This window comes from Pseudomonas sp. P9_2, assembly GCF_034008255.1.
Taxonomy (GTDB): Bacteria; Pseudomonadota; Gammaproteobacteria; order Pseudomonadales; family Pseudomonadaceae; genus Aquipseudomonas; species Aquipseudomonas synxantha_A.
Map to the genome: position 1 here is coordinate 5,987,091 of NZ_CP125376.1, position 21,526 is coordinate 6,008,616.

General features: G+C 60.2%; 19 protein-coding genes. 8 read left to right on the forward strand and 11 right to left on the reverse strand.

Annotated features, from left to right (window positions below; all coding sequences use genetic code 11):
* Positions 1 to 75: 75 nt before the first annotated feature.
* From QMK52_RS26270 to QMK52_RS26285, 5 genes are all read left to right on the forward strand, one after another.
* Positions 76 to 4,776 (forward strand): RHS repeat-associated core domain-containing protein, encoded by a 4,701-nt coding sequence (locus QMK52_RS26270; RefSeq protein WP_413817826.1) that lies wholly within the window; start codon positions 76 to 78, stop codon positions 4,774 to 4,776.
* Positions 4,773 to 5,183, forward strand: a complete 411-nt coding sequence (locus QMK52_RS26275; protein WP_320403656.1) for a DUF6896 domain-containing protein — start codon at positions 4,773 to 4,775, stop codon at positions 5,181 to 5,183. The genes QMK52_RS26270 and QMK52_RS26275 overlap by 4 nt, the downstream gene beginning before the upstream one ends.
* A gap of 274 nt (positions 5,184 to 5,457) precedes the next feature.
* Complete coding sequence (locus tag QMK52_RS27510; protein ID WP_413817827.1) at positions 5,458 to 5,751, forward strand: polymorphic toxin type 47 domain-containing protein; 294 nt, start codon at positions 5,458 to 5,460, stop codon at positions 5,749 to 5,751.
* Entirely contained in the window at positions 5,751 to 6,125 is a 375-nt protein-coding gene (locus tag QMK52_RS26280) for a hypothetical protein (protein WP_320403657.1), read from the forward strand. The genes QMK52_RS27510 and QMK52_RS26280 overlap by 1 nt, the downstream gene beginning before the upstream one ends.
* 131 nt (positions 6,126 to 6,256) lie before the next feature.
* On the forward strand, positions 6,257 to 6,619 hold the full coding sequence (locus QMK52_RS26285; protein WP_005786360.1) for an Mpo1-like protein: 363 nt from the start codon (positions 6,257 to 6,259) through the stop codon (positions 6,617 to 6,619).
* Positions 6,620 to 6,625: 6 nt separating this feature from the next.
* Here QMK52_RS26285 and QMK52_RS26290 read toward each other — a convergent pair whose 3' ends face one another.
* The 3 genes from QMK52_RS26290 to QMK52_RS26300 form a co-directional block, all read right to left on the reverse strand.
* On the reverse strand, positions 6,626 to 7,423 hold the full coding sequence (locus tag QMK52_RS26290) for an acyl-CoA thioesterase (protein WP_194440343.1): 798 nt from the start codon (positions 7,421 to 7,423) through the stop codon (positions 6,626 to 6,628).
* 89 nt (positions 7,424 to 7,512) lie between these two features.
* Positions 7,513 to 8,274: a CHAD domain-containing protein gene (locus tag QMK52_RS26295; RefSeq protein WP_194440342.1), complete on the reverse strand. Its 762-nt coding sequence runs from the start codon at positions 8,272 to 8,274 to the stop codon at positions 7,513 to 7,515.
* 44 nt (positions 8,275 to 8,318) lie between these two features.
* Positions 8,319 to 8,597, reverse strand: coding sequence for a hypothetical protein (locus QMK52_RS26300; protein WP_005786355.1), 279 nt, complete (start codon positions 8,595 to 8,597; stop codon positions 8,319 to 8,321).
* A gap of 205 nt (positions 8,598 to 8,802) precedes the next feature.
* Between QMK52_RS26300 and QMK52_RS26305 the strand changes: the two genes are divergently transcribed.
* A complete protein-coding gene (locus tag QMK52_RS26305) occupies positions 8,803 to 9,840 on the forward strand; it encodes a patatin-like phospholipase family protein (RefSeq protein WP_005786353.1) in 1,038 nt (345 codons plus the stop codon).
* Positions 9,841 to 9,955: 115 nt separating this feature from the next.
* Here QMK52_RS26305 and QMK52_RS26310 read toward each other — a convergent pair whose 3' ends face one another.
* From QMK52_RS26310 to kdpF, 6 genes are all read right to left on the reverse strand, one after another.
* Positions 9,956 to 10,645 carry a response regulator gene (locus QMK52_RS26310; RefSeq protein WP_005786351.1) on the reverse strand — a complete coding sequence of 230 codons (690 nt, stop codon included), beginning with the start codon at positions 10,643 to 10,645 and terminating at the stop codon, positions 9,956 to 9,958.
* 46 nt (positions 10,646 to 10,691) lie between these two features.
* Entirely contained in the window at positions 10,692 to 13,343 is a 2,652-nt protein-coding gene (locus QMK52_RS26315) for a sensor histidine kinase (RefSeq protein WP_005786349.1), read from the reverse strand.
* A 127-nt stretch (positions 13,344 to 13,470) separates the two neighbouring features.
* On the reverse strand, positions 13,471 to 14,016 hold the full coding sequence (gene kdpC / locus QMK52_RS26320) for a potassium-transporting ATPase subunit KdpC (protein WP_005786347.1): 546 nt from the start codon (positions 14,014 to 14,016) through the stop codon (positions 13,471 to 13,473).
* A gap of 27 nt (positions 14,017 to 14,043) precedes the next feature.
* Positions 14,044 to 16,107, reverse strand: coding sequence for a potassium-transporting ATPase subunit KdpB (gene kdpB / locus QMK52_RS26325; RefSeq protein WP_032803383.1), 2,064 nt, complete (start codon positions 16,105 to 16,107; stop codon positions 14,044 to 14,046).
* A gap of 10 nt (positions 16,108 to 16,117) precedes the next feature.
* Positions 16,118 to 17,812, reverse strand: coding sequence for a potassium-transporting ATPase subunit KdpA (gene kdpA, locus QMK52_RS26330; protein ID WP_005786344.1), 1,695 nt, complete (start codon positions 17,810 to 17,812; stop codon positions 16,118 to 16,120).
* 9 nt (positions 17,813 to 17,821) lie between these two features.
* A complete protein-coding gene (gene kdpF / locus QMK52_RS26335) occupies positions 17,822 to 17,911 on the reverse strand; it encodes a K(+)-transporting ATPase subunit F (RefSeq protein WP_003218754.1) in 90 nt (29 codons plus the stop codon).
* A gap of 396 nt (positions 17,912 to 18,307) precedes the next feature.
* Between kdpF and eat the strand changes: the two genes are divergently transcribed.
* Positions 18,308 to 19,672, forward strand: a complete 1,365-nt coding sequence (gene eat / locus QMK52_RS26340) for an ethanolamine permease (RefSeq protein WP_005786342.1) — start codon at positions 18,308 to 18,310, stop codon at positions 19,670 to 19,672.
* A 110-nt stretch (positions 19,673 to 19,782) separates the two neighbouring features.
* Complete coding sequence (locus tag QMK52_RS26345) at positions 19,783 to 19,950, forward strand: DUF2897 family protein (protein WP_003172675.1); 168 nt, start codon at positions 19,783 to 19,785, stop codon at positions 19,948 to 19,950.
* Positions 19,951 to 19,958: 8 nt separating this feature from the next.
* On the opposite strand, the gene QMK52_RS26350 is transcribed toward QMK52_RS26345, so the two are convergent.
* Both QMK52_RS26350 and QMK52_RS26355 read right to left on the reverse strand, forming a co-directional pair.
* Positions 19,959 to 20,807 carry an urea carboxylase-associated family protein gene (locus tag QMK52_RS26350; protein WP_005786339.1) on the reverse strand — a complete coding sequence of 283 codons (849 nt, stop codon included), beginning with the start codon at positions 20,805 to 20,807 and terminating at the stop codon, positions 19,959 to 19,961.
* A gap of 14 nt (positions 20,808 to 20,821) precedes the next feature.
* Complete coding sequence (locus tag QMK52_RS26355; RefSeq protein ID WP_320403658.1) at positions 20,822 to 21,466, reverse strand: GntR family transcriptional regulator; 645 nt, start codon at positions 21,464 to 21,466, stop codon at positions 20,822 to 20,824.
* Positions 21,467 to 21,526 lie beyond the last annotated feature (60 nt).

Below are 21,526 nucleotides of genomic sequence, written 5' to 3' on the forward strand. Positions count from 1 at the left end.
CCCTCGCCTGATCAAACAGTGCGAGGGATTGCAGATGGTTGTTTTCGTTAGAGCCCTGGTTGACAGGGCTGGCTCTTGATTCCGGTGATCGCTGGCTTTGTGCTGGCCCCCATGGATCCCAAGGCGCCGGATGTCACTCGCGTTTTAGCGGATTTCCGTACCTGCCTGAACACGTTCGACGCGTGGGCCGACAGCCTTTTGAGTGGTTCGGCACTTGCCGTGGAGCAGGTGTTCAAGGTTGGGGAAGACGTCGCACTGGTCGCGCCGGCCTCTTCCGACAAACCCAGCCGCACCGTCGCTCAATGCAAAGCCCAGGGTGGGTTGACCCTGGTGCATCTGTTTGAAAGTACCCGGTTCGTACCCATCGGCAACACCCAGGTGCAACTGCAAGCCCTGGCTCGGGATGGCAGCCCGGTCGGCGCGCCGCTTCATCGGACCATCGGCCCCAGCGGCATCCTCGAAGTCAACGACTGTACCCGCGACCAGCAATACCAAATCACCTTTTACCCCAATGTCTCCAAGGATCACGTCAAGGCGCTGTATGCCTCCTACACGTCAGTGATTGCCGGGTTGGAAGCTGATCTGCGCAAGCAGTGGGACGAGCATTTCCAGCTTCAATGGGCCGACTTTGTCAAAGCGCCAGCCTATCAACGCAGTGGAATGCAGGGCATGGCCTTTGCTACCGGGCTCGGCAAGGCGCTCTACAACCTGTGGGACAACATCACCGAGCTGTATGACCTGCTCGCGAACTTCAAATCCAACAGCGAAAAGTTGCTGAAGTACCTCTCCCAGGCCGAGCTGGATGCGCTGCTCGCGCTGGGCAAAGACACGCTGGCCAAGGGATTGCTGGTGCTCAGTGATGAGCCGCTGCTGTTTATCTACGTGGCAGCGGTGGTGGCCTGGATACGGATGCTGCCGCCGCCGCAGATGTATGAGTTGCTGGGTGAAATCACCGGCGAAGTCTTGATCAACCTGCTGCTGATCTGGGCCACGCGGGGTATTGGCGTACAGCTGCGGCTGGGTGCGCAGATGCTCAGTCGCGTCAAGTCCGGGCAAGCGCGGGCGTTGTTGGAGTTGCTGGCCAGGCAGGTGGCGGGGCCGCGGCTGGACACGCATGTTGAGGCCGCCAAGCCTGTGTTGCTGAGCAGTTCGGCGACACCGGTCAAGGCCGTGCCGGTGGTTCCATTGAAGGCGGGCGACACGCTGGTTTCGAACCCGGTGCCGATGGTTCGCAACAAGACTCGGCAGACGGTATTGGTCCGGCAGGAACACGTTGATGATGCCCCCGCCGTGGCGTCGAATCCCAAGGGAGATGCGGCGGCGCCAGCGGATAAGACGGTCACCAACGGCTGCCCGGTGTCGATGGTCACCGGCGAAGAATTACTCACCCTCACCGACGGCGCGCTGGATGGGGTTTTGCCGTTTGAGTGGACCCGGCTGTATCGCACCAGTGCGGTGGAAGTCGATTGTGGGCTGGGGTTTAGCTGGAGCCATGCGCTGGCGCACAGGCTTTGTGTGTCGGGCGATTCGGTGGTGTGGATCGACCATGAAAATCGCTCGACCACCCTGCCCTTGCCTACAGCGGCTCGACCCGCGATCACCAATAGTCTTGCCGAAGCGGCGATCTACTTGGGCTCGACGCCTGATGAACTGGTGCTGGCCCAGGCGTCGCGGTTCTATCACTTTCGCGACGGTGTACTGACTGCGATCAGCGATGCGTATGACAACCGTCTACGCATTTGCCGTGATCGTTCCGGGCGGATTGAGCGGCTGGATAACGGTGCTGGCCGCTCGCTGCTGCTGCGTTATGAGCTGGATCGAATCGTCGCGGTGGACTACCAGGTTCATCGCGCCACAGGGCGTGCACCTTACGTCTGGGAAACCGAGCAGAACGTTGTTTCCTACGCCTATGACGAAGCGGGACGACTGGTTTGCGCGACCAATGCCGTCGGTGAAAGCGAGCGTTATCGGTACGACGATCAGCACGTCATTCTTGAGCGGCAGCTGGCCGGTGGGGCGAGTTTCTTTTGGGAGTGGGAAGGCTCCGGCAAGGCGGCGCGTTGCGTCCGGCACTGGGCGAGCTTTTCGCAGATGGACACGCGCTATGCCTGGGGGGATGACGGCCGTGTCACCGTGCATAACGTCGATGGTAGTCAGGAGGTGTATGTCCACGACGACCGGGCGCGGTTGGTGCAGCGCATCGATCCGGACGGCGCGCAGCATTTCAAATCCTACGATAAAAAGGGCCGGCTGACCGTCGAGCAAGACCCGCTGGGCGCGGTGACGGCGTATCAGTACGACGAAGCCGGACGCTTGGTGGCGTTGTTTCCGGGAGATGACGAGCCGACGTCCTACGAGCATGACAACGGTTTTGTTCGGGTTGTGAGGCGTGGGGAGGCAGTCTGGAAATACGAGCGTAATGAGCAAGGCGATGTTACGCGTAGGACCGATCCTGACGGCGAGGTTACCGATTACAGCTACAACAAACACGGGCAACTGACCGGGGTTTGGTACCCGGATCACAGCTGCCATCGGCTGGTGTGGAATGAGCGTGGGCAGTTGCTGGAAGAGCAATTGCCCAATGGCGGGATCAAGCGTTATCGCTATGACGATCTAGGGCGGCAGGTTGCACGTGAGGATGAGCATGGCGCGCGGACTCTTTATGAATGGGACGCCGCTGGGCGCCTGCTGAAACTGACCCAGCCCGGCGGCGCTTGCCGGGAATTCAGCTACAACCCCTACGGCAAAATCATCGCCGAGCGCGATGAACTCGGCCACGTCACCCGCTACGAATACGCCGATGGCCTGCACCTGATCAGCCGCCGCATCAACGCCGACGGCACCCAGGTCAAGTACCGCTACGACAACGCCAGGCTACTGCTCACCGAAATCGAAAACGAAGTCGGCGAAACCTACCAACTCGACTACCACCCCAACGGCCTGATCCAGCGGGAAATCGGCTTCGACGGCCAACGCACCGCCTACGTCTACGACCTCAACGGCAACCTGCAGGAAAAGACCGAATACGGCGACGATGGCAGTCAGCTAGTGACCCGCTACGAGCGCGACCACACCGGTCGCCTCGTCCGAAAAACCCTGCCCGATGCCTGCGTTGTCGACTATGCCTACGACCGCCAGGGCAACCTCCTCAGCGTCGAAGACGGTCACTGGGCGTTGGCCTACGAGTACGACAAACAAAACCGCCTCACCGCCGAACACCAAGGCTGGGGCACCTTGCGCTACGGCTACGACGCCTGCGGCCAACTACAAAAACTGCGCCTGCCCGACAACAACCGCCTCACCTTCAACCATGACAAGGGAGGCCATCTCGCTACGGTCGAGCTCAATGGTGAGGTGCTCACTGCACATTTATTCAAGAGCGGCCGCGAACACCAACGCCAACAAGGTCAACTGCTCAGCCACTATCACTACGACGAGCAAAACCGCCTACACGCCCACGCCGTTACGCAGCAGCAAAATTACCTCTACCAACGCCAATACGACTACGACAAAAGCGGCACCCTCACCCGCCTGCTCGACACCCGAAAAGGCGAACACCTTTACCGCTACGACCCACTGAATCGTCTGACCCGCGCCGATCATTCCCAAGACGTCCAGGAGCGCTTCGCCCACGACCCGGCGGGCAACCTGCTGATGCAAGACCGTCCCGGCCCGGACATCGTTGCCGGCAACCGCCTGATGATCCAGGGCGACCGCCATTACGACTACGACGCCTTCGGCAACCTCATCCGCGAACGGCGCGGCAAGGGTCAGCAACTCGTTACCGAGTACCGCTACGACTGCCAGCATCGGTTAATAAGCATCACAAAACCGAACGGCGAAACCGCTAGTTATCGCTATGACCCGTTTGGGCGACGTGTCAGCAAAATCGTCGATGGCAAGACCACGGAATTTTTCTGGCAAGGCGACAAGCTGATTGCCGAGCACCACGCGGAACGCCATCGCAGCTACATTTACGAACCGAACAGCTTCCGCCCACTGGCACTGCTGGAAGGCTATGGCCCACAGGACACCACGCCCTACCACTACCAACTCGACCATCTGGGCACACCGCAGGAACTGACCGACACCGAAGGCGAAATCGTCTGGTCCGCCCACTACCGCGCCTACGGCCAGATCGCCCGGCTCGACGCAGGCAAAATCGATAATCCGCTGCGTTTTCAGGGTCAATACTTCGACGCGGAAAGCGGCCTGCACTACAACCGCCATCGCTACTACAATCCGGATATTGGACGTTACCTGACGCCGGATCCGGTGAAGCTGGCGGGTGGGATCAACGCGTATCAGTACGTGCCCAATCCTACGGGGTGGGTGGATCCGCTAGGCTTGAATTCATGCCCAGGCGGTGATGGGTGTAAAAAACAAACGAGTGCTGACGATCCACCCTACAAATCAAGCGTGAATGAGGGACAACCTTCCGCCCCTCTTATTCACGAAGTAGACGCAGCCTCCCTAAATAGAACACACAGCATTGAAGGGAAGCGATCAACCAAGCGCGTGGAAGAGATTGCGCGCAGTATGCGAAACGACGGATACGATAAAAATACCCCCATAGACGTGTTTGAATATAACGAGCAACGCTATATTGTTGATGGGCACCACCGAGCTGCAGCTGCAAGACAAACGCATACGCAAGTTACAATAAAATTAATCCAGAATATAGGTAACCATAACAGCTCGTTCAACAGCTCCAAGGATGTAGTAGACGCTTCAAATGCAGTAGGACTGGACAGACTAGAAAGGCCAAGACGATGAGAGCTCAAACTCTAGAAAACTTGATCACCGAATACTTGGAACAAGTAAAAAAGGCTACCGACTTACTTGAGCAAGCATTTGGAACCAAAAATATTATTGGTCTGTGGCGATCCAAAAAAATCCCACAGCGCGGGACGGTCGCTGCAAATGTCACCTACGAACTGCACGGCATTGGTTGCAGTGTTTACTTATCTGAAATATGTGTCGACTTTGATTACGGCCCGGACGAGAGGGTCGACGGTTTCGACTCCTGGCGACTATATATGTATGCATGCGAAACGCCATGCAAGTACAAAAAATATACAGATAGACAAGTCTTGGAACGTGAGTTCAATGCGTACCTACAAAAGGGCAAAGCCAAAAAAATCGAAGGGTCCACCTCTAATTTGTACTTCATACAGTCTTGATGCAGTTCAGGTAACCCCCCTTATCATAGACACCCTGAATATCGAATGTGGGCTTGCCTGCGAAGCAGTAGTGCAGTAACAGATGCAGTGACTGACACACCGCCTTCGCGGGTAAGTCCGCTCCCACAGGGGATCTGCACTTAACTGACTGGCGTTCCTCCCACATTCGAGCCTGCTGCGTTATACAATCCCGTAATCTGATCAGCGCTTGGAAAGCTCCATAATCATCAGACTCAACAAATAAACCCGCGGCACCACGCTTTCCACCGATGGTTTGGATGAGCCTTTTCGCAGGACGAGCATACCCAACACCGAATACAGCGTATCGAAATGGGGCAAAGACCAATATGGAAAATCATTTCCAACGGAATTGCGGGTACAAACAGGTCCCAATAGGGGAGCTGAAGTGAATATTGACGATCCAGTACTCGTGCCAAGTAAGGAAGGCCCGAAATCCCCTCATATTGGCTATCAAACGCCTGGAAAGAGAAGTGAGGGAGGAGCAAAAAGAGGCCATATCCTGCTTCAACTGGTTCCTGTCAGTCGGTCAAGAATAGGTGTCCCCTGATGAGCTATTTGGAAGACGAAATAGACGCGGCCTTTAATACCTTGAACATCGACGCTGGAAAGCTTGACTCAAGCGAACTCAACTTATTGATAAACGCCCTGACGAGAAAATTCTTCAAATCGCAAAGCAATGTGCTTGATCCCATCGAACTGAACGAAAAAAGCACGGAGCACAACCCTGACTTTTGGAAGGAAATACCGTATCGCATCAGCGAGAAGGATCTAGTTCTGGTGGTATTTGACTCAGCATATACCGCCTGGAAAATTGATAACTCTCGAGTTCTAGCATCTGTTTTAGGCGAAACCACCGGCTATCCATTTTGGATAACCGATAGCGAAATAACATTTTTGGTGCATATGGATGATCATGACTGAGTCATTTGGGCATGAGGATCACTCCGCCAAACTGTTCTCTATAACCCCAATAGCCAGCCTTGATTCGCTACCCCGCCCCTGCGCACCTAAACTCTGTCCAAGTTGTTCCAACGGACAGAGGACTCACGATCATGGGCAAACGTCACCCCAATCTCCCCGCCTGGCAATGGCGTCATTACCCACAAAACCACCAGCACCCGACCAACCTGGCGTTGCATCTGATTGCCGTGCCGCTGTTTATCGTCGGTTTCCTGCTGATCGTTTCAGGGGTGTTCAGCCTGAGCTTGGCCAGCTTGGCTATCGGTGTGGTCGGCATCGTGGCGGGCCTGGCGTTGCAGCGTCACGGCCACAGCCTGGAAGCCCAGGCCAGTGAGCCGTTCAGCGACCGTAAAGATGCGGTGCAACGCCTGGTGGTCGAGCAATTCGTGACCTTCCCGCGCTTTGTGTTAAGCGGTGGCTGGTGGCGTGCCTGGCGGCAACGTCACCACCACTGACAGGGCTTAGGCGAACACCACCACGGTCTGGCGGCTGAGGGCGATCAACTCGCCGGTCGGGCTCCACAGCGCAGCGGCAGCGTGGCCGTAGCCGTCGCGGGCGTGCTCGATGTTGACGTGGTACTGGCACCAGTCGAGGGTGGTCAGGTCTTGCAGCGGCTGGATGAACTCGATGGTCCAGGTCAGGGTGCTGCCCGGCGCAGGCTTTTTCAGGTGCGGCAGCAAAGCTGGCGGCCAGGCGTCGACCAGGGCGAGGATATGCGCTTCGGTCAGCGGCTCTTCTTTCACATCCCCGCGCAACCGCACCCAGCCGCCCATGTCGCGGGATTTATTGCCGGTAAACGGCAGGCCGCCCACGGCCCAACGCATCGCCAGGTGGCGCATGAACTCAGGGGTAACGCCCTTGATGTACGGCAGTTCCTGGCACTCATCCCAATGTTTGAACACTGGCGCCGGCTCGCTCGCCACGTCGATTTCCGACGTTCGAGACGCGCCAAAACTGGCCTGGACCAGGGTCGCTACTTCACCGTTCTGGACCACGCGCCCAAGCAACTGGCTGACGGCTTTGCCCTCGCGTAGCACTTCGACTTGATAACTGGCAGGTACATCCGGCGCCACCGGGCCGACAAAGGTGATGGCCAGGGAACGTAACGGACGATCCGCCGACACCTGGGTACGCAGCGCCTCGTATTGCAAAGCGGCGACCAGGCCGCCAAAGGTGGCACGGCCCTGGGCCCATTCGGCAGGGATGGTGACATCCAACGGGTTGCTTCGGGCAGCGTCGAGCAAATCACTAAAGCGCATGGCGACCTCACATCAAGAAAATCGATGGGGAATCTTAACCATCGAGACGGACCGGCACACCGCCCATTCCGGCCAAAAGCCGGACCGCGTTAAAAACAATCGGCGCTGAGTTTGTCCAGCACACGGTCAGCCTGCCCTTGAGCCTTGAGCATGGTGCGCTGCCAGATGGCAACGCAGGGTTGCAGATCCGCCTGCTGCCCGGCCTGGGCCAGCCACTGCCAGCAGTCATGCCAGTCGCCCAGGGCGCTTTGGGCTTTCTTCAATCGCGACATGGCGTTGGCGGGTAGCTTGTCCAGTTCGGGGTAAGCCTCGGCGGCGTAACGCACGCGCTTGATCAGCAACCGCAGGCGGTGGCGATCATGCTCGGGATCCTTCAGGGCTTCATCGAGTTTCTGCCATTGCTTGGCCAGGCGTTTCTCGATGCGCGGGCGCAAGCCTTTGAGCAGTTTCTGGTGCTGGGAGGCGCGAATAAAGCGTGGGAATGCATCCAGAATCAGTAACAGGTGCGCCAACTCCGGGCTTTGCGCCACATGGCGATAGGCCTCGGGCTGCAGGCGCAGGCGCCGATCAGCCGCCTCGTGATAACCGTGCTGATGCAGATACGCCGCCAGGACCTCGCGGTCACGCAGCGGCGTGGTCAATTGGCCAACCGTACTGGCGGCCAATTCAAGCTGTTCCACACCGGGCAGCCCGCGCAAAGGCCGCAACAAGCTGCGCAAGCGCCGCACGGTGGTGCGCAAATCATGCAGGGCTTCATCGTCAGTTACGGCGGCGAGGCGAGCCTGGCAGCTCAGTAACCCTACTTCCAGGCCTATGACCTGGGCGACTAACTGATTGACCAACGCTGACATCCTGCCCTCACTTTCCAATGAATAATCCTACTCGCCGCTACAGGTCAACGCCCGGCGCGAGACTCACGAATATAGAACCGCGCCTTCTGGGCTTTGTTGGAGCACCCTTCAAACGCTTCAAACTGCTGCTGGGTCTTGGCGCCAGTCAATAGCGACAGAGCCTTGGAGTAACTCACGGTGCCGGCAAAACCTTCAGCCTTGGCCAGATCGAGTTCTTTCCAGGCGGCATCCAATTGGGAACCGCAGCTATCGCGGTAGGCCGTCTTGCCGGCACAGCCGGCCAAGGCCAGCACGATCACAGGCACACACATCCAGGCTTTCATTGATGACACCTCAAAATAAGCAAAATCATTCGTAGCCTGTAGACGTTGCCCACAGGGAAAAGTGCCTTGTCCCTAGCCTGAAATCGGTCGTACCTATTGCCAGAGCATACCCGAGCACAAAGGTTATCCTCGAAAAATAACCGAAGATTGAAGCCGCCCCCCGGATGGGTGCATTGTGGGCACCTGTTTTGCGAAGGACTGGGACATGAAAAAACGTGTTGCCTTAGTGCTGGGCTCCGGGGGAGCCAGGGGCTACGCCCATATCGGGGTGATCGAAGAAATCGAACGACGCGGCTATGACATTGCCTGTATCGCCGGCTGTTCGATGGGCGCGGTGGTCGGCGGCATCTATGCCGCAGGCAAGCTGGACGAATATCGAAACTGGATCGAAAGCCTGGACTACCTCGACGTATTGCGCCTGGTAGATGTGAGCTTTCGCCTGGGTGCGATTCGTGGCGAAAAAGTTTTCGGGCAGATTCGCAAAATCGTCGGCGAGATCAATATTGAAGAGCTGCGCATCCCCTACACCGCCGTGGCCACCGACCTTACCAACCAACAGGAAATCTGGTTTCAGGAAGGCTGCCTGCACCAGGCCATGCGCGCATCGGCGGCGATCCCAAGCCTGTTCACCCCGGTGATGCAAGGCAATCGGATGCTGGTGGACGGCGGTCTGCTCAACCCGCTGCCTATCGTGCCGGTGGTGTCGAGCCACTGTGACTTGATCATCGCGGTCAACCTCAACGCCACCAACCAGAAGCACTATCGGCTGCCGGTGATCCAGCGCCCGCCGGCGTTCAAGAGCCGCTTCAACAGCCTGGCCAAGTCGCTCGGATCGCACCTGCCATTTCGCCGCAAACAGGCCGAGCAGTTGATGAAGCTCGAACAGGAAGCCTTGCAGGCCCAGGCAGCAGAGATCAACCCGTGGCTGGAGTCGGCTGAACCCGAATCCCAGCAACCCGCTGCCGCGCCGGAAAAAGCCGGCGCACCGAAGTCGGCGACCGGCTCGTTCATTATCGATAACGTCGGGCCTGCGTCGCTGCTGGACCTGATCAACCAGAGTTTCGAGGTGATGCAGACGTCATTGGCGCAGTACAAGATCGCAGGCTACCCGCCAGATGTGCTGATCAACGTGCCGAAGCGAGTGTGCCGGTTCTTCGAGTTCTACAAGGCGCCGGAGCTGATCGCCCTGGGGCGGGAGATTGCCAGTGATACGTTGGATCGGTATGAGAGTGAGCAGAGTTGAGCGCGTGGGTGTTGCTGATGGCCTCATCGCGGGCAAGCCCGGCTCCCACAGGTGAATGCATTTCAACTGTGGGAGCTGGCTTGCCTGCAATGTCGCCAGCGCAGGCACCACAGACTCAGGCACCTAGCAACCGATACCCCACCCCCGCCTCGGTCACGATAAACCGTGGCTGCGTCGGGTCATCCGCCAGTTTCTGGCGCAGGTGCCCCACCACGATACGCAGGTAATGGCTGTCTTCGGTGTGAGTCGGGCCCCAAATATCCTTGAGCAATTGCTGCTGGGTAATCACCCGCCCCGGATGCCGGGCCAGTTGCGCCAGCACTGCATACTCCTTGCGGGTCAATGCCACTTCGGCACCGTCCAGCAGCACGCGGCGATAGGCCAGGTCCACCGTCAGCGGGCCAAAACTCAAGGCGGCTTCCTGAGCCTCTCCCGCCGGTGCCTGACGCAACAACGCACGCACCCGAGCGAGGAATTCCTGGATGCCGAAGGGCTTGGTCACATAGTCATTGGCGCCACCGTCAAGAGCCTCGACTTTCTGGCCTTCACTGGCCCGCACTGACAGCACCAGCACCGGCACCGTCGACCACTCGCGAAACTCGCGCAGCACCTGCTGGCCGTCCATGTCGGGCAGCCCCAGGTCGAGCACCAGCAGGTCCGGTTTGTTCAGGGCCGCTTGCGCCAGGCCTTCGTTGCCGGTGCCGGCCTCGATTACCTTATAGCCCTGGGAGGCCAGGCTGATGCGCAGGAATTTGCGGATCTGCGGTTCGTCATCAATGACTAGAATCGTCGCGGTCTGGCTCATGGTGTCCGTCAAAATCCGTTAAAGAATCACCCCATTCAGGAGCCATTCAAAGGTCAGTGTCCAAGCCAGGTTGAGATTGTAGCGGCAGAAACAACGTGATGCAGGTACCCCGCCCATCAATGCCATCGGCCACGCTGATATGCCCGCCGTGCGCGCCCACCATGCCCTGGCAGATCGCCAAACCGAGGCCAGTGCCCTGTCCGCCTCGATCACCGCGAGCAGCGGTATAGAACATGTCGAAAATCTTCGCACGCTCGTCCTCGGGAATCCCCGGCCCTTCATCCGCCACGGCAAAAAACAACTGCTCATCCTGCACGCCAGCGCGCAACTGCAAGCGACCCTGGGGCGGCGAAAACCGGGCGGCATTTTCCAGCACATTGACCAACGCCTGTTCGATCAAGGCTGCATGCACATACAACAAGGGCAGTTCCGACGGCACCTCGGTGCTCACTTGTAATGGCGCCAGCACCGCGCGCAAACGCCCGAGGGCACTGCCGACGATATCACCGGGTGACACCCAGTCGCGCGCCAGTTTCAGCGCGCCGTGGCCCAGCCGCGTCATGTCCAGCAGGTTCTGGATATAGCGGTCCAGGCGCTCGGCCTCATCACGGGTGCCTTCAAGCAATTCGCGACGATCCTCCATGGGAATGGCTTCGCCGAGGGCCAGCAGGCTATCGATACTGCCGCGCATGGAGGTCAACGGCGTGCGCAAGTCGTGGGACACCGACGCCAGCAAGGCGCTGCGCAGTTGTTCGGTTTCGCCGTGCAGACGCGCCGACTCCAACTCTTGCCCCAACTGCGCCCGCGCCAGCGCCTGGGCCAGCGGCTGGCTCAAGGCAGTGAGCAAACGTCGGCGTTGCCCGCTCAACTCCAGGCCCGGTTTGGCGCTGACACCGAGCAAGCCCAGCGGCCCCTCTTCACCTGACAACGGCCACCACCACCAACGTCCGAACGGCAAGGTGCCGGTGCCCATACCGGCAGGCTGATCATGCTGCCAGGCCCAATCGGCGGCAGCGCGTTCGGCTTCGGTGAGGGTCAGCGGGCCACCGGTCTCGACCGTCCAGCCGCCCTGACCGTCGCGATTGACCAGACACAAGTCAAGGTCGCGCCAGCCTTGCAGATGGTGGGCGGCGGCGCTGATCACGGCTTGGCGATCGGTGGCCGCCGTGAGCTTGCGCGACAGGTCGAGCAGCTCGCTGGTTTCTTCCTGGGTATCGCGCAACGCCTGCAGTTGGCGGCGCTGGCGCGCGGCGAGGTTGCCGGTCAGGGCGGCCATCAGCAGGAAGAACAGCAGGGTCAGCACATCCTCTTCGCGCTGAATGGCGAAGGAAAAGTTCGGTGGGATAAACAGAAAATCGTAGGTCATGAACGACAGCGCCGCGCACACCAGCGACGGCCCCAGGCTGCTGCGCACCGCCACCAGCAATACGGCAGCGAGAAACACCAGCGAGATATTCGGCAGCGGCAACACACTGGACACGGCCCACGCCACGGCCGCAGCAACCACCGTGGCAACCACCGCCAACGCGTAATCGAACCACACTAACCCGCGCACATCCGGCAAGCGTGGCGGCGCCGGTATGTCATCGCTGTCGAGGACGTTGATTTCCAGGCCACGGGCATTGCGCAACAGCCGCGCCGCCAAGCCACCACCGAACAAGCGCCGGCGCCAGCGCATCCGCGACTGCCCCACCAGCAACAAGCTGGCACGGCGTTCGGCGGCGTGCTGGATCAGGGTCTTGGCGACCTCCCCGGCCCGCAATAACACCACTTCGCCGCCCAACCGCTCCGCCAGTTGCTGGGCGTTCTGCAGACGCAGGCGCGATTGCTCATCCCGCGCTCGGCCGTTGTCGACGTGCACCAGGCTCCAAGGCAAATGCCGACGCTGGGCCACACGGCTGGCATGACGCACCAGGCGTTCGGCTTGCGCATCGCCATCCACGCCCACCAGCAAACGCCCACGTACCGCCGGCGCGGCCTGTCCGAGTTGGCGATAGCCCTGGGCCAGATCATCGTCGACGTGGGCCGCGGCGGTTTGCATCGCCAGTTCGCGCAGGGCCATGAGGTTGGTCTGGGTGAAAAACGCATCGATAGCCGCACGCGCCTGCTCGGGCACATACACCTTGCCGTCACGCAGGCGTTCGAGCAGTTCGCGGGATGGCAGGTCGATCAGCAACAGTTCGTCGGCCTCTTGCAGCACCCAGTCCGGCAGGGTTTCGCGCACTTGCACGCCGGTGATGCCACGCACCTGATCATTGAGGCTTTCCAGGTGCTGGACGTTGACCGTGGTGAACACATTGATACCGGCCGCGAGCAATTCCTGAATATCTTGCCAGCGCTTTTCATGACGGCTGCCGGGGGCGTTGCTGTGGGCCAGTTCATCTACCAGCACCAGCTTGGGCTTGGCGGAGAGCAGGCCGTCGAGGTCCATTTCTTCGAGCATCACGCCGCGGTATTCGCTGCGTAACAGCGGTTGTTGCGGCAGGCCGCTGAGCAAGGCTTCGGTCTCGGCGCGGCCGTGGGTTTCGACCACCCCGGCAATCAGCCGTACGCCCTGACGCAGTTGGGTGTGGGCCGCCTGAAGCATGGCGTAAGTCTTGCCCACGCCAGGCGCGGCGCCGAGGAAGACCTTGAGCCGGCCACGGCCAGCCCGGGGCAGATCGGCTAACAGGGCATCGGCGCGGCCGGAGTCGCTCATACTTGGGGGTTCCTTCAGGTATTTATAGAGAGTCTTCAAGGCCGCCATCGCGGGCAAGCCCGGCTCCCACAGTGGAATGCATTCCAAATGTGGGAGCCGGGCTTGCCCGCGATGGCGATCGCCTTGCTTACAACGCTTCCAAAGCCATATTCAGCGCCAGGACGTTTACCACCGGCGGCCCTACCAACGGGCTTTCGATGTGCTCATCCAGCAACCGCTGCAAGGTCGCCACCGGCACATTGCGCGCTGCCGCCACTCGCGCCAGTTGATAGGCAATCGCCTGCGGTGGCAAGTGTGGATCAAGGCCGCTGCCGGAGGTCGTCAGCGAGGCCAGTGGCACCGGGCCCTGGCCAGGCACTGATTGTTTGCCGGCATCCTCGACTATGCGGGTCGCCAAGGCCGGATTGCTGGGGCCCAGGTTACTGGCACTGCTGGACACCGTCGCAAAGGCTCCTGCTGACGGGCGTGGATGAAACCAGCTGTCGCCGGTAAAGTCCTGGGCGATCAGGCTGGAGCCGCGCACCTTGCCGCTGGCGTCGTGCACCAGGCTGCCATTGGCCTGGTCGGGGAAGGCCACTTGCGCCACGCCCGTGACCACCAGCGGGTAGGCGACGCCGGTGATCAGGGTCATGAGTACCAGCAGACTCAGGGCTGGGCGGATGATGTTTGTCATAGTCAAATCCTCAATAAATCAGACAGGTCAAACCAGGTGCAGCGCCGTCAGCAGCATGTCGATGGCTTTGATACCCACGAACGGCACCAACAGCCCGCCCAGGCCGTAAATCAGCAGGTTGCGCCGCAGCAAGGCCGCCGCACTCGCCGCTTGCACCCGTACACCGCGCAGCGCCAGAGGAATCAGCACCACGATAATCAAGGCGTTAAACACAATGGCCGAGAGGATCGCGCTCTGCGGGCTCTGCAAGTGCATGATGTTGAGCACGCCCAGTTGCGGGTAGATCGAGGCGAACAGCGCCGGCAGGATTGCGAAGTACTTGGCCACGTCGTTGGCGATGGAAAAGGTCGTCAACGCGCCACGGGTTACCAGCAATTCCTTGCCGATCTGCACCACGTCCAGCAGCTTGGTCGGGTCGCTGTCGAGGTCGACCATGTTGGCCGCCTCGCGCGCGGCCTGGGTGCCGTCGTTCATGGCCATGCCGACGTCAGCCTGAGCCAGCGCCGGGGCGTCGTTGGCGCCGTCGCCGCACATGGCAACCAGGCGACCATCGTTTTGTTCATGGCGAATACGCGCGAGTTTCTTCTCTGGCGTGGCTTCGGCCAGCACGTCATCCACCCCGGCTTCAGCGGCAATCGCGGCGGCGGTCAGGGGGTTGTCGCCAGTGACCATCACGGTGCGAATCCCCAACTTGCGCAACTCGGCAAACCGCTCGCGGATGCCGGGCTTGACTACGTCCTTGAGATGGATCGCACCGAGCAATTTGCCATCGGCGCAGACCAGCAATGGGGTGCCGCCGCTTTGGGCGATCTTGTCGATTTCCCGCGACAGCGCAGGTAAAAGCTCGCTGCGTGGCTGGCCGATAAACGCCAGCAGCGAATCCACGGCGCCTTTGCGGAACACGCGGCCCTGATAGTCGACACCCGACAAGCGGGTCTCGGCGCTGAAGGGTACAGCGGTCAATTCATCCAGGCTTGGCTCGGCCTGCGGGTGCAAGGCACGCAGGTATTCAACGATGGATTTGCCTTCCGCCGTGTCATCGGCCAAGGATGCCAGCAACGCGCCTTCAGCCAGTTCCCGGCCACTGACCCCAGGCGCCGCGACCACGGCCGAGCAACGACGATTGCCGAAGGTGATGGTGCCGGTCTTGTCCAGCAACAACACATGCACATCCCCCGCCGCTTCCACGGCGCGGCCGGACTTGGCGATCACATTGAGACGCACCAGGCGGTCCATGCCGGCAATGCCGATGGCCGACAACAAGCCGCCAATGGTGGTGGGGATCAGCGTCACCAGCAGTGCGACCAGAAACACCAGAGGCAGGCTGCCATTGGCAAAATGCGCGAACGGCTGCAAGGTCACCACTACCAGCAGGAAGATCAGGGTCAGGCCGATCAGCAGGATATCCAGTGCGACTTCGTTGGGGGTTTTCTGGCGTTTGGCGCCTTCCACCAACGCAATCATGCGATCCAGCGTGGACTCACCCGGGTTGGCGGTGATGCGAATCAGCAGCCAGTCGGACACCAGCCGTGTGTTGCCGGTAACGGCCGAGCGGTCACCGCCGGACTCGCGGATGACCGGGGCGGATTCGCCGGTGATCGCCGCTTCGTTGACCGCCGCAATACCTTCGACGACCTCGCCGTCACCGGGGATCATTTCCCCCGCGGCAACACGGACCACATCGCCCTTGCGCAGGCTGGTGGCCGGCACCACCTTGAAGCTGCCATCGGCCTCCTGGCGCCGGGCGCTCAAACCTTCGCTGCCAGCCTTGAGGCTGTCGGCGCGGGCCTTGCCGCGGCCTTCGGCCAGGGCTTCGGCGAAGTTGGCGAACAGCACGGTGAACCACAGCCACACGGCGATTTGCACGGCGACAAAGGTCGGCACGGTGGTATCGGGCACGAAGCACAATACGGTGGTGAGGATGGCAGTCAGTTCGACCACCAGCATCACTGGCGAACGTTGCAGTTGGCGTGGGTCCAGCTTGACGAACGCCTGGACCAGCGCCGGGCGCCAGAGCGCCGAGATGGCGGTTTTGGCAGGCTCCTGGGTTTTGACCGGGGCCGCGTTTTTTGCAGGCATGTTCATATTCATATCCCCTTGGTCAGAAGCCGATGCTCAGGTGTTCAGCGATAGGACCCAGCGCCAGCGTCGGCAGGAAAGTCAGGCCGCCCACCAGCAAAATGGTCACGGTCAACAAGGTGACGAACAGCGCGCCATGGGTGGGGAAGCTGTTCTGGCCAATCGGTGCGGCCTTCTTCATCGCCAGGCTGCCAGCCAGGGCCAGCACCGGGAGGATGTAGCCAAAGCGACCGATCAACATGCCCAGGCCGAGCATCAGGTTATGGAACGCGGTGTTGGCGCCGAGGCCGGCAAACGCCGAACCGTTGTTGGCACTGGCCGAGGTATAGGCGTAAAGCAACTGACTGAAGCCGTGGGGGCCAGGGTTACTGATCGCGCCCGCCGGGCCCGGCAGGCTGGCGGCGATGGCACTCAACACCAGCACGCCGACCGGCATGACCAGCAGGGTCACCACCAGCAATTGCACTTCCTTGGCCTGGAGTTTCTTGCCCAGATATTCCGGTGTGCGGCCGATCATCAGGCCGGCAAGGAACACCGCGATCAGTACGTTAAGCAACATGCCGTACATGCCAGCACCAACGCCGCCGAAGATCACTTCGCCAACCATCATGTTGACCAATGCCACCATCCCACTCAGCGGGCTGAGGCTGTCCTGCATACCGTTGACCGAGCCGTTGGATGCCGCGGTGGTGGTCACCGACCACAGCACGGTGCCGGTGGTACCGAAGCGTGTTTCCTTGCCCTCCAGCGGTGCGGTTTGCTCCACGGCCGGGTTGTTCAGGGTCGGATTGGGCTGGTACTCGGACCACAGCGACGTCGCGCCGCCGATCAGGAACAGCGCCAGCATACACGCGAGGATCGCCCGGCTCTGACGCAGGTCCTTGACGTAGTGGCCGAAGGTAAATACCAACGCCACCGGGATCAGAATGATCGAGGCCACTTCGAACAGGTTGGCCCAGGCTGTCGGGTCTTCGAACGGATGCGCCGAGTTCACCCCGAAGAAGCCGCCGCCATTGGTGCCCAGTTGCTTGATCGCAATCTGGCTGGCGGCCGGGCCCAAGGGAATCACTTGGTCCACGCCCTGCAGCGTGACGGCGTCAACATAGTGGGCGAAGGTTTGCGGCACGCCCTGCCACACCAGAAACAGTGCGAGCACCAGGCACAACGGCAGCAGGCCGTAGAGGGTGGCGCGGGTCATGTCGACCCAGAAGTTGCCCAGGGTATGGGCAGATTTGCGCCCGATCCCACGGCACAAGGCAACCAGGACAGCGAGACCGGTCGCCGCACTGACGAAGTTCTGCACAGTGAGGCCAGCCATCTGGCTGAGATAACTTAGGGACGCCTCACCGCTGTAGTTCTGCCAGTTGGTATTGGTCATGAAACTGACGGCGGTGTTGAACGCCAGGGTCCATTCCTGACCCGGCAACTTCTGCGGATTCAGTGGGAGGGAGCCCTGGAATAACAGGATCGAGAACAACAACAAGAAGCCCGCCAGGTTGAACGCGAGCAAGGCCAGCATGTATTTCTGCCAGCTCTGTTCCTGCTGCGCATCCACGCCCGAGAGGCGATAACAGGCCCTTTCGACAGGCCCCAACACCGGCGTCAACCACGTGCGCTGGCCTTCCATCACCTTGTAGTAGAACCGCCCCAAAAACGGTGCTGGCACCAGTACCACGGCAAAAAAGGCGATGATCAGCCAATAGTCATAACTGTGCATAGCCCGCTCCTAGTTCCGATCCGCGCGTAACAGCGCAACCAGCAGATAAATGAACAGCGCCACGGCCAATAGCAGTGACACTCCGTCCAGAACGCTCATGGAAATTTCCCCGTCTTGCGGCGATTGCCGCGTGTGAGGGCATTGTCCCCAGGAGGGGTGTAAAGGAACGAGAGCAAGGCGCCGGGTGGGGCGTAAAGATGGCGTAAAGAGTGGGTTTATGCGGGGTTTACAACGGGATTTGCAGTGGCTGGGAGGGCCTCTTCGCGGGCAAGCCCGGCTCCCACAGTGGAGTGCATTCCAAATGTGGGAGCCGGGCTTGCCCGCGATGGCGGCAGGTCAGACACCACCGCCCTTATCTGGTGCACGCCAAGCCACATTCAAACGCCAAACCGTCCCGCAGGCGACATAGGCACTGCTTTGCGACAGGGCTCCGCAGCCTGGCATAACCACTGCAACACCCTGAATCATTCCAACCCCTTCAGGGAGCACCCCACAATGAACACACAACTCAAACCCACCTTAGGCACCCTGCATCTCTGGGGCATCGCCGTGGGGCTGGTGATTTCCGGCGAGTACTTTGGCTGGAGCTACGGCTGGGGTGTGGCCGGCACCTTGGGCTTTCTGGTCACTTCGTTGATGGTCGCCGCGATGTACACCTGCTTCATCTTCAGTTTCACCGAGCTGACTACCGCCATTCCCCATGCCGGAGGCCCCTTTGCCTACAGCCGTCGCGCCTTTGGTGAAAAAGGCGGCTTGATTGCCGGGCTGGCTACCTTGATCGAATTCGTCTTCGCCCCGCCCGCAATTGCCCTGGCCATCGGCGCCTACCTGAACGTGCAATTCCCGGCACTTGATCCCAAGCACGCCGCCGTCGGCGCTTATATCATGTTCATGGGCCTGAACATCCTCGGGGTCAAACTTGCCGCGACCTTTGAGCTGGTGGTGTGCGTACTCGCCGTCGCCGAACTGCTAGTGTTCATGGGCGTGGTCGCGCCGGCGTTCAGCTTCAGCAACTTCGCCCTCAACGGCTGGGCCGGTTCCGACACCTTCGGCGCCCCGGCGATTGCCGGGATGTTTGCTGCGATCCCCTTCGCCATCTGGTTCTTCCTCGCCATCGAAGGCGCCGCCATGGCTGCCGAAGAAGCCAAGGACCCCAAGCGCACGATTCCAAAAGCCTATATCAGCGGCATCCTCACCCTGGTGATCCTGGCCATGGGCGTAATGTTCTTCGCCGGTGGCGTGGGTGACTGGCGCACCCTCTCGAACATCAACGACCCACTGCCCCAGGCGATGAAAACCGTAGTCGGCGAAAGCTCCGGCTGGTTGCACATGCTGGTGTGGATTGGCCTGTTTGGGTTGGTGGCGAGCTTCCACGGCGTCATCCTCGGCTACTCGCGCCAGTTCTTCGCCCTGGCCCGCGCCGGTTACCTGCCGCCTTTCCTGGCCAAACTGTCGCGTTTTCAGACACCCCATCGAGCAATTATCGCCGGCGGCCTAGTCGGCATCGCGGCCATCTACAGCGACGGCCTGATCAACCTGGGCGGCATGACCCTGACCGCGGCGATGATCACCATGGCGGTGTTCGGTGCCATCGTCATGTACATCATGAGCATGCTCAGCCTGTTCAAACTGCGTAAGACCGAGCCCATGCTGGAACGCACCTTTCGCGCACCGGGCTACCCCATCGTGCCGGGTATTGCACTGGTACTGGCAGTGGTGTGCCTGGTGGCGATGGCCTGGTTCAACGCCCTGATCGGGCTGATCTTCCTGGGCTTTATGCTGGCAGGCTTCATCTATTTCCAACTGACTGCGCAAGACCGCGCCGACGCCCCGGCAGATGCGATGTTGACGGGACTATAGCGCCCGCGAGGCAGAACGGGCCTACACTGAACTACTCAGAAAGCCCGTGACTCAAAGCAGTCATTACCGTGGGAAACTTTCCCACGGACATCTGCCTCAAGGAGAGCCTTATGCCGTGGTATGCGTGGTTGATTATGGTAGTCGCAATCGGATCGATCGTCGGAGGGCTGATGATGCTGCGCGACAGCGCCAACAAAGTCGAACTCACCGACGAACAACGTAAACGCGTGGCCGAGCGCAATGCGCAGGCGGATGCCAAGGATGCGCAGGATCGCTGAATCTTGAGTTACTCCCAATCCGCCTTGGCAATATGCAAGCCGTGCTGCCCTTTGTAGGCAGCACGTTCCGGTTGGCTCCAGCCACCTAGCAACGCGTCCTCCAACCGGTAGATTTCCACCCCCAACGGACGACAAACCGTTAGCGGGTCCTGCGCATCTGGCCCCCACATCGGCAGCGATAAATCCCCGCCAGGGCACGTCGACAACGCACACAGCAAATCAATCTCGGCAAAAAACTCCAGGTAATCACCCTTCTGCGCCGGACAGGCTTTCATAAAGTACATGTCATCGTGATTGAGGCCCGTGCACTGGAAAATATTCAACACGTCATGCACGTCGAATTCTGTCAGACCGTGGGGCAATACTGCACGGGTCAGGTTTGAGTGACAGTGGTGATGGAAATCCTCACCGGTCAGCATACGGTTCACATAAGGGTCGCAGCGCGTGCCAAGCAAATCGTGCAGGCGTCCGCCGTGTTCATCGATGCCGTAGCTGGCGAGGCTGTCGTCGGTGATGGTCACCAGCGGCCTTAGAAAGGGCAGGTTCGACCACAAGCGGTCATGGGTGCTGACATGGGCGCCTTGCAATTGCCTCGTGCGCGCAGCCCATAAACGCTCGCGCGGGTCATTGGCGTTCCACACGTTGAAGTCGCCCACCTGTGGACCCACCGGTGTGGTCACACGAAACACATGCCCTGCCGGAACCTTCCACGCCCTCCCCGTACGAATCGGTACCTCGAACTGTTCGATCAACGTGCGCTGATCCTTGCGATCACGAATACGTTCATAGAACGCCGTATCCACCTGCAACGCCGAACCTTTGCTGACTTGGTAAGCGGCGGGATAGTCTTTGTACATGGGGTATGCCTCCATCAAGGGTGATCAAACAAGGCGAGGGAAAGGCGTTCGGAATCATCCAGGTACAGGCTCATCGCCTCGCTGGCGGCCTGCGTCCGGTTGCTGGTCAGCAGCGTGTATATCTCATGGTCGCGCTCCAGCCAGGGTAACTGGAAACGCTGCTCATCCGGCGCGGCGCAAAACACCAGGCGCAGCTGGGCGATCACCTGGGCAAAAAACTCATCGAACAGTGGGCTATCCATCAACGCGACGATCTGTTGGTGGAACATAAGACTGTGGGTAGCCACCGCTCGCCAATCTTCGCGCTCCCGGGCCAGGGTGGTGGCGTCGATAGCGTTTTGCATGCGGCCTGATTGAGTGTCCGTCAGCGGACCGCTTTGGGCTATGGCCTGCAATTGCAGGGTGCGGCGGACTACGAAGAGGTCACGTACTTCTGCCCGCTCCAGGCGCCGAACCATTACGCCCTTATTGCGGACATAGCGGGTAAGCCCTTCTTGGCCCAAGCGATGCAGCGCCTCACGGATAGTATTGCGCGAGGCGTTGTAGCCCTTGACCAACTCGGCCTCGACGAGCGACACACCCGGCAGCAGCCGCCCGCCGATGATGTCGGCGCGTAATTCCAGGGCGATTTGGTCGGCTAAAGACAAGCTGGGCGTCATGTACACCTCAAGATTGTTGAACAATCGTTGAGTTGAATGTAATCACGTTTCATGCCAACG

Bases quoted from the DNA above. Each gene is read 5' to 3' on its own strand.
- QMK52_RS26345 (WP_003172675.1), top strand. From the start codon at position 19,783: ATGCCGTGGTATGCGTGGTTGATTATGGTAGTCGCAATCGGATCGATC.
- QMK52_RS26305 (WP_005786353.1), top strand. From the start codon at position 8,803: ATGAAAAAACGTGTTGCCTTAGTGCTGGGCTCCGGGGGAGCCAGGGGC.
- kdpF (WP_003218754.1), bottom strand. From the start codon at position 17,911: ATGAGCGTTCTGGACGGAGTGTCACTGCTATTGGCCGTGGCGCTGTTC.
- QMK52_RS26290 (WP_194440343.1), bottom strand. From the start codon at position 7,423: ATGCGCTTTAGTGATTTGCTCGACGCTGCCCGAAGCAACCCGTTGGAT.
- QMK52_RS26275 (WP_320403656.1), top strand. From the start codon at position 4,773: ATGAGAGCTCAAACTCTAGAAAACTTGATCACCGAATACTTGGAACAA.
- eat (WP_005786342.1), top strand. From the start codon at position 18,308: ATGAACACACAACTCAAACCCACCTTAGGCACCCTGCATCTCTGGGGC.
- QMK52_RS26310 (WP_005786351.1), bottom strand. From the start codon at position 10,645: ATGAGCCAGACCGCGACGATTCTAGTCATTGATGACGAACCGCAGATC.
- QMK52_RS26355 (WP_320403658.1), bottom strand. From the start codon at position 21,466: ATGACGCCCAGCTTGTCTTTAGCCGACCAAATCGCCCTGGAATTACGC.
- QMK52_RS26350 (WP_005786339.1), bottom strand. From the start codon at position 20,807: ATGTACAAAGACTATCCCGCCGCTTACCAAGTCAGCAAAGGTTCGGCG.
- QMK52_RS26280 (WP_320403657.1), top strand. From the start codon at position 5,751: ATGAGCTATTTGGAAGACGAAATAGACGCGGCCTTTAATACCTTGAAC.
- QMK52_RS26300 (WP_005786355.1), bottom strand. From the start codon at position 8,597: ATGAAAGCCTGGATGTGTGTGCCTGTGATCGTGCTGGCCTTGGCCGGC.
- QMK52_RS26285 (WP_005786360.1), top strand. From the start codon at position 6,257: ATGGGCAAACGTCACCCCAATCTCCCCGCCTGGCAATGGCGTCATTAC.
- kdpC (WP_005786347.1), bottom strand. From the start codon at position 14,016: ATGACAAACATCATCCGCCCAGCCCTGAGTCTGCTGGTACTCATGACC.
- kdpA (WP_005786344.1), bottom strand. From the start codon at position 17,812: ATGCACAGTTATGACTATTGGCTGATCATCGCCTTTTTTGCCGTGGTA.
- kdpB (WP_032803383.1), bottom strand. From the start codon at position 16,107: ATGAATATGAACATGCCTGCAAAAAACGCGGCCCCGGTCAAAACCCAG.
- QMK52_RS26295 (WP_194440342.1), bottom strand. From the start codon at position 8,274: ATGTCAGCGTTGGTCAATCAGTTAGTCGCCCAGGTCATAGGCCTGGAA.
- QMK52_RS26315 (WP_005786349.1), bottom strand. From the start codon at position 13,343: ATGAGCGACTCCGGCCGCGCCGATGCCCTGTTAGCCGATCTGCCCCGG.